This window comes from Streptomyces sp. NPDC058157, assembly GCF_042884105.1.
Taxonomy (GTDB): Bacteria; Actinomycetota; Actinomycetes; order Streptomycetales; family Streptomycetaceae; genus Streptomyces.
In genome coordinates, this window is sequence record NZ_JBHVUQ010000245.1 from 1 (window position 1) to 7,664 (window position 7,664).

Annotated in this window: 7 protein-coding genes; all 7 read left to right on the forward strand. The window is 69.6% G+C overall.

Annotation, left to right across the window (positions count from 1 at the left end):
• The coding region (locus ACFVXK_RS34210) for a DUF4118 domain-containing protein (RefSeq protein WP_389619788.1) at window positions 1–752 on the forward strand (752 nt) is incomplete at its 5' end.
• A 241-nt stretch (window positions 753–993) separates the two neighbouring features.
• Window positions 994–1,083, forward strand: coding sequence for a K(+)-transporting ATPase subunit F (gene kdpF, locus ACFVXK_RS34215; protein WP_063789431.1), 90 nt, complete (start codon window positions 994–996; stop codon window positions 1,081–1,083).
• Between the two features lie 8 nt (window positions 1,084–1,091).
• Window positions 1,092–2,756: a potassium-transporting ATPase subunit KdpA gene (kdpA, locus tag ACFVXK_RS34220; RefSeq protein ID WP_389619793.1), complete on the forward strand. Its 1,665-nt coding sequence runs from the start codon at window positions 1,092–1,094 to the stop codon at window positions 2,754–2,756.
• Window positions 2,753–4,855 carry a potassium-transporting ATPase subunit KdpB gene (kdpB, locus tag ACFVXK_RS34225; RefSeq protein ID WP_389619797.1) on the forward strand — a complete coding sequence of 701 codons (2,103 nt, stop codon included), beginning with the start codon at window positions 2,753–2,755 and terminating at the stop codon, window positions 4,853–4,855. The genes kdpA and kdpB overlap by 4 nt, the downstream gene beginning before the upstream one ends.
• A gap of 5 nt (window positions 4,856–4,860) precedes the next feature.
• Window positions 4,861–5,577: a potassium-transporting ATPase subunit C gene (locus ACFVXK_RS34230; protein ID WP_389619800.1), complete on the forward strand. Its 717-nt coding sequence runs from the start codon at window positions 4,861–4,863 to the stop codon at window positions 5,575–5,577.
• A gap of 122 nt (window positions 5,578–5,699) precedes the next feature.
• Window positions 5,700–6,383 carry a response regulator gene (locus ACFVXK_RS34235; protein ID WP_389619803.1) on the forward strand — a complete coding sequence of 228 codons (684 nt, stop codon included), beginning with the start codon at window positions 5,700–5,702 and terminating at the stop codon, window positions 6,381–6,383.
• Between the two features lie 7 nt (window positions 6,384–6,390).
• On the forward strand, window positions 6,391–7,664 hold a 1,274-nt coding region (locus tag ACFVXK_RS34240), incomplete at its 3' end, for a universal stress protein (protein WP_389619806.1).

Below are 7,664 nucleotides of genomic sequence, written 5' to 3' on the forward strand. Positions count from 1 at the left end.
GGTACTGGTTCCGACTCCGCGACCGTGTCGCTCTGGTCGCGGGCCTCGTGGTCCCCTTCCTCACCGCGCTCGCGCTCGTGCCCTTCCGGACGGGCCTCGCGGCGACGGACGAAGCGCTGATCATGGTCGTCGCCGTGGTCGCGGTCGCCGCCCTGGGTACACGGGCGGCCGGCGCGCTGGCCGCCCTCTCGGCCGCGGCCTGGTTCGACTTCTTCCTGACCAGGCCGTACCAGCGGTTCGCCATCACGGGCGGCACCGAGATCCGGACCGCGGTGCTCCTGCTCGTCGTCGGGCTGATCGTCTCCCAGTCGGCGGTCCGCACCCGTCGGCTCCAGGAAGTGGTCGTCACGGACGCCGCACACCTGTCGAGCCTCCAGGGAACCTCCCGCCTCTCCGAGGGCGGCGCCTCGCCTGAGGAAGTGGTCGAGTACGTCCGCCGGGAGCTCGTCGCCCTCCTGGGCCTGAGAGGCTGCCGCTTCGAGTACGGGTCCCTGATGGGGCACCTGCCACGGCTGGAGCACGGTGGCGGCGTATGGCTGCGCCGCCCGGGCCGGATCACCGAGTACGCCGACTGGCCGGACGGCGCGACCGAACTGCGGGTCGTCGGCGGCGGCCACTACTACGGCCGCTACCTCCTCGACGGGCGCCCCGGCCATCCCCTGCCGCCCGAGGAGGCCCGTCTGGTGGCCGTCGCCCTGGCCGCCCAGGACGGCGCCGCCCTGGACACCGCCGGGCTGGCCCGCCAGGGCTGATCCGCCCGCCACCGGGCGCCCTCGCGTAAGAGGTGCGTCAAGAGTCCGGCCGGGCCCGTATGGACCCCGTCAAGGCGTCTTAACGCCGGGCCGAAGACACGGTTGTCTCGTCATCGGCCATCTGGCTGATTCATCACTTCCACTTCACTCAGGAGCTCGCGATGGCCGATCTGGCCTTCGTCGTCACCACGGTCGCGGTGTTCGCGCTGGTGGCTCTCGTCGCCCGGGGGGTGACCAAGCTGTGACTGCCGAGAACATCGTCGGCCTCGTCGTGGCCGTCTCCCTGCTCGGATACCTCGTCCTCGCCCTCGTGTACCCGGAGAGGTTCTGAGCACCGATATGAGCCCCGTAACCGCTGGTGTGCTCCAGCTGCTCGCGCTGATCGCCGCGCTCGCGCTGGCCTACCGTCCCCTGGGCGACTACATGGCCCGGGTCTACTCCTCCGAGAAGCACTACACACCGGAGAAGTGGCTCTACAAGGCGATCGGCGCCGATCCGAACGCCGAGATGCGCTGGCCCGCCTATCTGCGCGGGGTCCTCGCCTTCTCGCTGGTGGGCGTTCTCTTCCTCTACGCCCTCCAGCGGGCCCAGGGGATCCTGCCCGGCTCGCTCGGCTTCGCAGCGATCGACCCGGACCAGGCGTTCAACACCGCCGCCTCCTTCGTGGCGAACACCAACTGGCAGTCGTACGCCGGTGAACAGGCCATGGGCCACGTCGTGCAGACGGGCGGCCTGGCGGTGCAGAACTTCGTCTCCGCCGCCGTCGGCATGGCCGTCGCCGTCGCCCTGGTACGGGGCTTCGCCCGCTCCCGCACCGGTGAACTCGGCAACTTCTGGGCCGACCTGGTCCGCGGCACCGTCCGCATCCTCCTGCCCATCGCCGTGCTCGGCGCGCTCGTCCTCGTCGCCTGCGGGGCGATCCAGAACTTCGCCGGGATCCACGAGGTCGGCCAGTTCATGGGCGGCACCCAGCAGTGGAACGGCGGGGCGGTCGCCTCGCAGGAGGTCATCAAGGAGCTGGGCACCAACGGCGGCGGCTACTTCAACGCCAACTCCGCCCACCCCTTCGAGAACCCGACCCCGTTCTCGAACCTCTTCGAGATCTTCCTGATCCTCGTCATCCCCTTCGCGCTGACCCGCACCTTCGGCCGCATGGTCGCAAACCTGCGCCAGGGCTACGCGATCCTCGCCACGATGGCCACCATCTGGCTCGGGTTCACCGCCCTGATGATGTGGACCGAGTTCGCCCACCACGGCCCGGCCCTCCAGGCGGCCGGCGGGGCGATGGAGGGCAAGGAGACCCGCTTCGGGATCGCCGGCTCCGCGATCTTCTCCGTCGCCACCACGCTCACCTCCACCGGCGCGGTCAACTCCTTCCACTCCTCCTACACCGGGCTCGGCGGCGGCATCCAGCTGCTGGGCATGCAGCTCGGCGAGATCGCGCCCGGCGGCGTGGGCTCCGGCCTCTACGGCATGCTCGTCATGGCGATCATCGCGGTGTTCATCGCCGGCCTGATGGTCGGCCGCACCCCCGAGTACCTGGGCAAGAAGATCGGCACCCGCGAGATCAAGTTCGCGGCCTGCTACATCCTCATCACCCCGGCCCTCGTCCTGTGCTTCACCGCCGCCGCGATGGCCCTGCCCACCCCGCCGCACTCGATGCTCAACTCCGGGGCGCACGGCTTCTCCGAGGTCCTCTACGCGTACACCTCCGGCGCCAACAACAACGGCTCCGCCTTCGGCGGCCTGAACGCCGACACCCAGTGGTACAACACCACGATCGGCCTGGCCATGCTGCTCGGCCGGTTCCTGCCCATGGTGTTCGTCCTCGCGCTGGCCGGCTCGCTCGCCGAGCAGAAGCCCGTCCCCGAGACGACGGGCACCCTGCGCACCGACAAACCCCTCTACGCCGGCCTCCTCGTCGGCACGATCATCATCGTCACCGGTCTGACCTACTTCCCCGCGCTCGCGCTCGGACCGCTCGCCGAAGGGCTCGCATCATGAGCACCGCCACTGAGACCCGTGCCCCGCACGAGGACCTGCCCACCGGGCACAAGCCGCCCGCCGACCGCGTCGGCGGAGGCCTCTTCGACCCCAAGGCCCTGCTGAGGTCCTTCCCCGACGCGGTCCGCAAGCTCGACCCCCGGGTCATGGTCAAGTCCCCGGTCATGTTCGTCGTCCTGATCGGCTCGGTCCTCACCACCGTGCTGGCCGTCATGGACCCGACGGACTGGTTCGGCTGGGCCATCACCGCCTGGCTGTGGCTGACCACCGTCTTCGCCAACCTCGCCGAAGCCGTCGCCGAAGGCCGCGGCAAGGCCCAGGCCGACACCCTCCGCAGGGCCAAGACCGACTCCGTCGCCCGCCGCCTCACCGAGGACGGCGCCGAGGAGTCCGTACCGGGCACCGACCTCAAGATCGGCGACCTGGTGGTCTGCGAGGCCGGCGACATCATCCCCGGCGACGGTGACGTCGTCGAGGGCGTCGCCTCCGTGGACGAGTCGGCGATCACGGGCGAGTCCGCTCCGGTGATCCGCGAGTCGGGTGGCGACCGGTCGGCAGTGACCGGTGGCACGAAGGTGCTCTCGGACCGGGTCGTCATCAAGATCACGACGAAGCCCGGCGAGACCTTCATCGACCGCATGATCGCCCTGGTCGAGGGGGCCGCGCGGCAGAAGACGCCGAACGAGATCGCGCTCAACATCCTGCTGGCCTCTCTGACGATCGTCTTCCTGCTGGCGGTCGTCACCCTCCAGCCCTTCGCGGTCTACGCGGACGCCGAGCAGTCCATGATCGTGCTCACCGCTCTCCTCGTCTGCCTGATCCCGACCACGATCGGTGCCCTGCTCTCCGCCATCGGCATCGCCGGTATGGACCGCCTCGTCCAGCGCAACGTGCTGGCCATGTCCGGCCGCGCCGTCGAAGCGGCGGGAGACGTCTCGACGCTGCTGCTGGACAAGACCGGCACCATCACCCTCGGCAACCGGCAGGCGTCCGAGTTCGTCCCCGTGAAGGGGACGACCGAGGCCGAGCTGGCGGACGCCGCCCAGCTGTCCTCCCTCGCCGACGAGACGCCCGAGGGACGCTCGATCGTCGTGCTCGCGAAGGAGAAGTACGGGCTGCGCGAACGCCACCAGGGCGAACTCGCCCACGCCGAGTGGATCGCCTTCACCGCCCAGACCCGCATGTCCGGTGTCGACGTCGACGGGCGCAAGACCCGCAAGGGCGCGGCCGGTTCGGTCATCGCCTGGGTCAAGGAGCGGGGGGGCGAGGTCGCCGACGACGCCGACACCCTCGCCAACCGCATCTCCGAGGCCGGCGGCACTCCGCTCCTCGTCGCCGTCGAGGACGAGGAGGGCGCCCGCGTCCTGGGGGTCATCCACCTCAAGGACGTGGTCAAGGAGGGCATGCGGGAGCGGTTCGACGAGCTGCGGCGCATGGGCATCAAGACCGTCATGATCACCGGCGACAACCCGCTGACCGCGAAGGCCATCGCCGAAGAGGCGGGCGTGGACGACTTCCTCGCGGAGGCCACGCCCGAGGACAAGATGGCCCTCATCAAGCGGGAGCAGGCCGGCGGCAAGCTCGTCGCGATGACCGGCGACGGGACCAACGACGCCCCGGCTCTGGCGCAGGCGGACGTCGGCGTGGCGATGAACACCGGTACCTCGGCCGCCAAGGAGGCCGGGAACATGGTGGACCTGGACTCCAACCCGACCAAGCTCATCGAGATCGTCGAGATCGGCAAGCAGCTCCTCATCACCCGGGGCGCGCTGACCACGTTCTCCATCGCCAACGACGTCGCCAAGTACTTCGCGATCATCCCGGCCATGTTCGCCGTGGTCTACCCGGGCCTGGACAAGCTCAACATCATGGGCCTGCACTCCCCGAACTCGGCGATCCTCTCCGCCGTCATCTTCAATGCGCTGATCATCATCGCGCTGGTGCCGCTCGCCCTCAAGGGCGTCCGGTACAAGCCGACCAGCGCCGACAGGATGCTCCGCCGCAACCTGGGGATCTACGGGCTCGGCGGCCTCGTCGCCCCGTTCATCGGCATCAAGATCATCGACATGCTCATCACCCTCATCCCCGGAATCGGCTGACTCCCATGAACAACTCGGTAGGAAACACGGCACGGTTGATCGGGGCGGGTCTGCGGGCCCTGCTGGTGCTCACGATCGTCTGCGGGGTCCTCTACCCCCTGGCCGTCACCGGGATCGCCCAGGCCCTCTTCAACGACAAGGCCAACGGCTCCGAGATCAAGGACCAGAGCGGACACGTCGTCGGCTCCTCCCTCATCGGGCAGACCTACAACCTGCCCAAGCAGAACCCGAACGACGCCGAGGAGGCCGCCAAGCCGGACCTGAAGTGGTTCCAGCCCCGCCCCTCGGGCGGCCTGGGCACCAACAGCGTCAACACGCAGTACTCCCTGATCCTCTCCGGCGCCACCAACCGCTCCGCCGACAACGGAGCCATCGACGGCACGTGCACCGACCAGGCCGAGGAGGGCACCCTCTGCGCCCAGGTCGTCGCCGCCAAGGACGCCGTGGTCGCCGACAACTCCACCGCCACCTACAAGGTCAGGCCCTCGGACGTGCCCGCCGACGCGGTCACCTCCTCCGGCTCCGGCCTCGACCCGAACATCTCCCCCGCCTACGCCGCACTCCAGGTCCACCGGGTCGCCGAGAAGAACGGGCTCGACGTCAAGCGGGTAGAGAAGCTCGTCGCCGACCACACCACCGGCCGCACCCTGGGCTTCATGGGCGAACCCCGCGTCAACGTCCTCGAACTCAACACCGCGCTCAAGGCACTGACCAAGGGCTGACGGCCCGCACAGCAAACCTCTGGAGCCGACGGGACGCGACACTCCCCCAGCCACGACTGGGAGGCACCCCGCGTCCCGCCGGCTCCGACCCGTGTCCACCGAAAGAGGAAGGCCCCACACCGATGATCAAGGTGCTGGTGGTGGAGGACGACCCCCAGCTCGTCCGCGCGCTCAGGATCAACCTGGAGGCGCGCAAGTTCGAGGTGCAGACCGCTCCGGACGGAAAGGCCGCCCTGAGGCTCGCGTTCGCCCGCAGGCCCGACGTCATCGTGCTGGATCTCGGCCTGCCGGACATCGACGGCATCGACGTGATCGAAGAGGTACGGAAGACCAGTGGCGTGCCGATCCTGGTGCTCTCCGCCCGGCATACCTCCGAGGAGAAGATCCGGGCCCTGGACGCCGGTGCCGACGACTACGTGACGAAACCGTTCAGCATGGACGAGCTCCTCGCCCGCCTGCGGGCGGCCGCCCGCCGTGGTGAGGCGTCGGCGCCCTCCTCCGACATCTCCGTGGTCACGACCGAGGACTTCACCGTGGACCTGATCGCGAAGAAGGTCAGACGCGACGATCGCAGCGTGCGGCTGACGCCCACCGAGTGGCACCTCCTGGAGATCCTGATCACCCATCCCGGCCGGCTCGTCAGCCAGCGCAAGCTGCTGCTCGAAGTCTGGGGGCCGACGTATTCCGAGCACACCAACTACCTCCGGGTCTACATGGCCCAGCTGCGCCGCAAACTGGAAGCGGACCCCTCGCACCCGAGGTACCTGATCACCGAGCCCGGTATGGGCTACCGCTTCGAGGGATGACGTGAGCATGGGACGCGGCAGGTTTCGTATCTATCTGGGCTCCGCCCCCGGCGTCGGCAAGACGTACGCGATGCTCTCGGAGGGCCACCGCCGGGTGGAACGCGGCACGGACGTCGTCGTCGCCTTCGTCGAGCACCACGGCCGGCCGCGCACCGAGGTGATGCTGCACGGGCTGGAGCAGGTCTCACGGCGCGAACTGGACTACCGGGGCTCCGTGTTCACCGAGATGGACGTGGACGCGGTCCTGTCCCGGCGCCCCGCGGTGGCGCTGGTGGACGAGCTCGCGCACACCAACGTCCCGGGCTCCCGCAACGCCAAGCGCTGGCAGGACGTCGAGGAACTGCTCCAGGCCGGCATCGACGTGGTGTCGACCGTCAACATCCAGCACCTGGAGTCCCTCGGGGACGTCGTGGAAACGATCACGGGTGTGCGGCAGCGCGAGACGGTGCCCGACGAGGTCGTGCGGCGCGCCGACCAGATCGAACTCGTCGACATGTCCCCGCAGGCGCTGCGCCGCCGCATGGCCCACGGGAACATCTACAAGAGCGACAAGGTCGACGCCGCCCTCTCGAACTACTTCCGGCCGGGCAACCTCACCGCGCTGCGCGAACTCGCCCTGCTCTGGGTCGCCGACCGGGTCGACGAATACCTCCGGGAGTACCGGGGCGAGCACGACATCCGCACCACCTGGCAGGCCCGCGAACGCATCGTCGTGGGCATCACGGGAGGTCCGGAAGGGCGCACCCTGATCCGGCGCGCGGCCCGCCTCGCCGAGAAGGGCTCGGGCGGCGAGGTCCTGGCCGTCTACATCGCCCGCAGCGACGGTCTGACCGCCGCCTCGCCGAAGGAACTCGCCGTCCAGCGCACGCTCGTCGAGGACCTGGGCGGCACCTTCCACCACGTCATAGGCGACGACGTCCCCGAGGCGCTGCTGGAGTTCGCGCGCGGGGTCAACGCGACGCAGATCGTGCTCGGCGTCAGCCGCCGCCGCTCGTGGCAGTCGGTGTTCAGCCCCGGTGTGAGCTCCACCGTCGCCCGCGAGTCGGGACCGGACCTCGACGTCCACATCGTCACCCACGACGAGGCCGCCAAGGGGCGTGGCCTGCCCGTCCCCCGTGGCGCACGGCTCGGCCGGGCCCGGATCGTCTGGGGCTGGCTGGCCGGTATGGCCGGACCCGCACTCCTCACCGTCCTGCTGAACCAGGCCGTTCCGGGCCTCGGGCTCGCCAACGACATGCTGGTCTTCCTCACCTGCACGGTCGCGGCGGCACTCCTCGGCGG

Excerpts from the sequence above, each read along its gene's own strand:
- kdpA (WP_389619793.1), top strand. The coding sequence starts at position 1,092 with ATGAGCCCCGTAACCGCTGGTGTGCTCCAGCTGCTCGCGCTGATCGCC.
- kdpB (WP_389619797.1), top strand. The coding sequence starts at position 2,753 with ATGAGCACCGCCACTGAGACCCGTGCCCCGCACGAGGACCTGCCCACC.
- ACFVXK_RS34230 (WP_389619800.1), top strand. The coding sequence starts at position 4,861 with ATGAACAACTCGGTAGGAAACACGGCACGGTTGATCGGGGCGGGTCTG.
- ACFVXK_RS34235 (WP_389619803.1), top strand. The coding sequence starts at position 5,700 with ATGATCAAGGTGCTGGTGGTGGAGGACGACCCCCAGCTCGTCCGCGCG.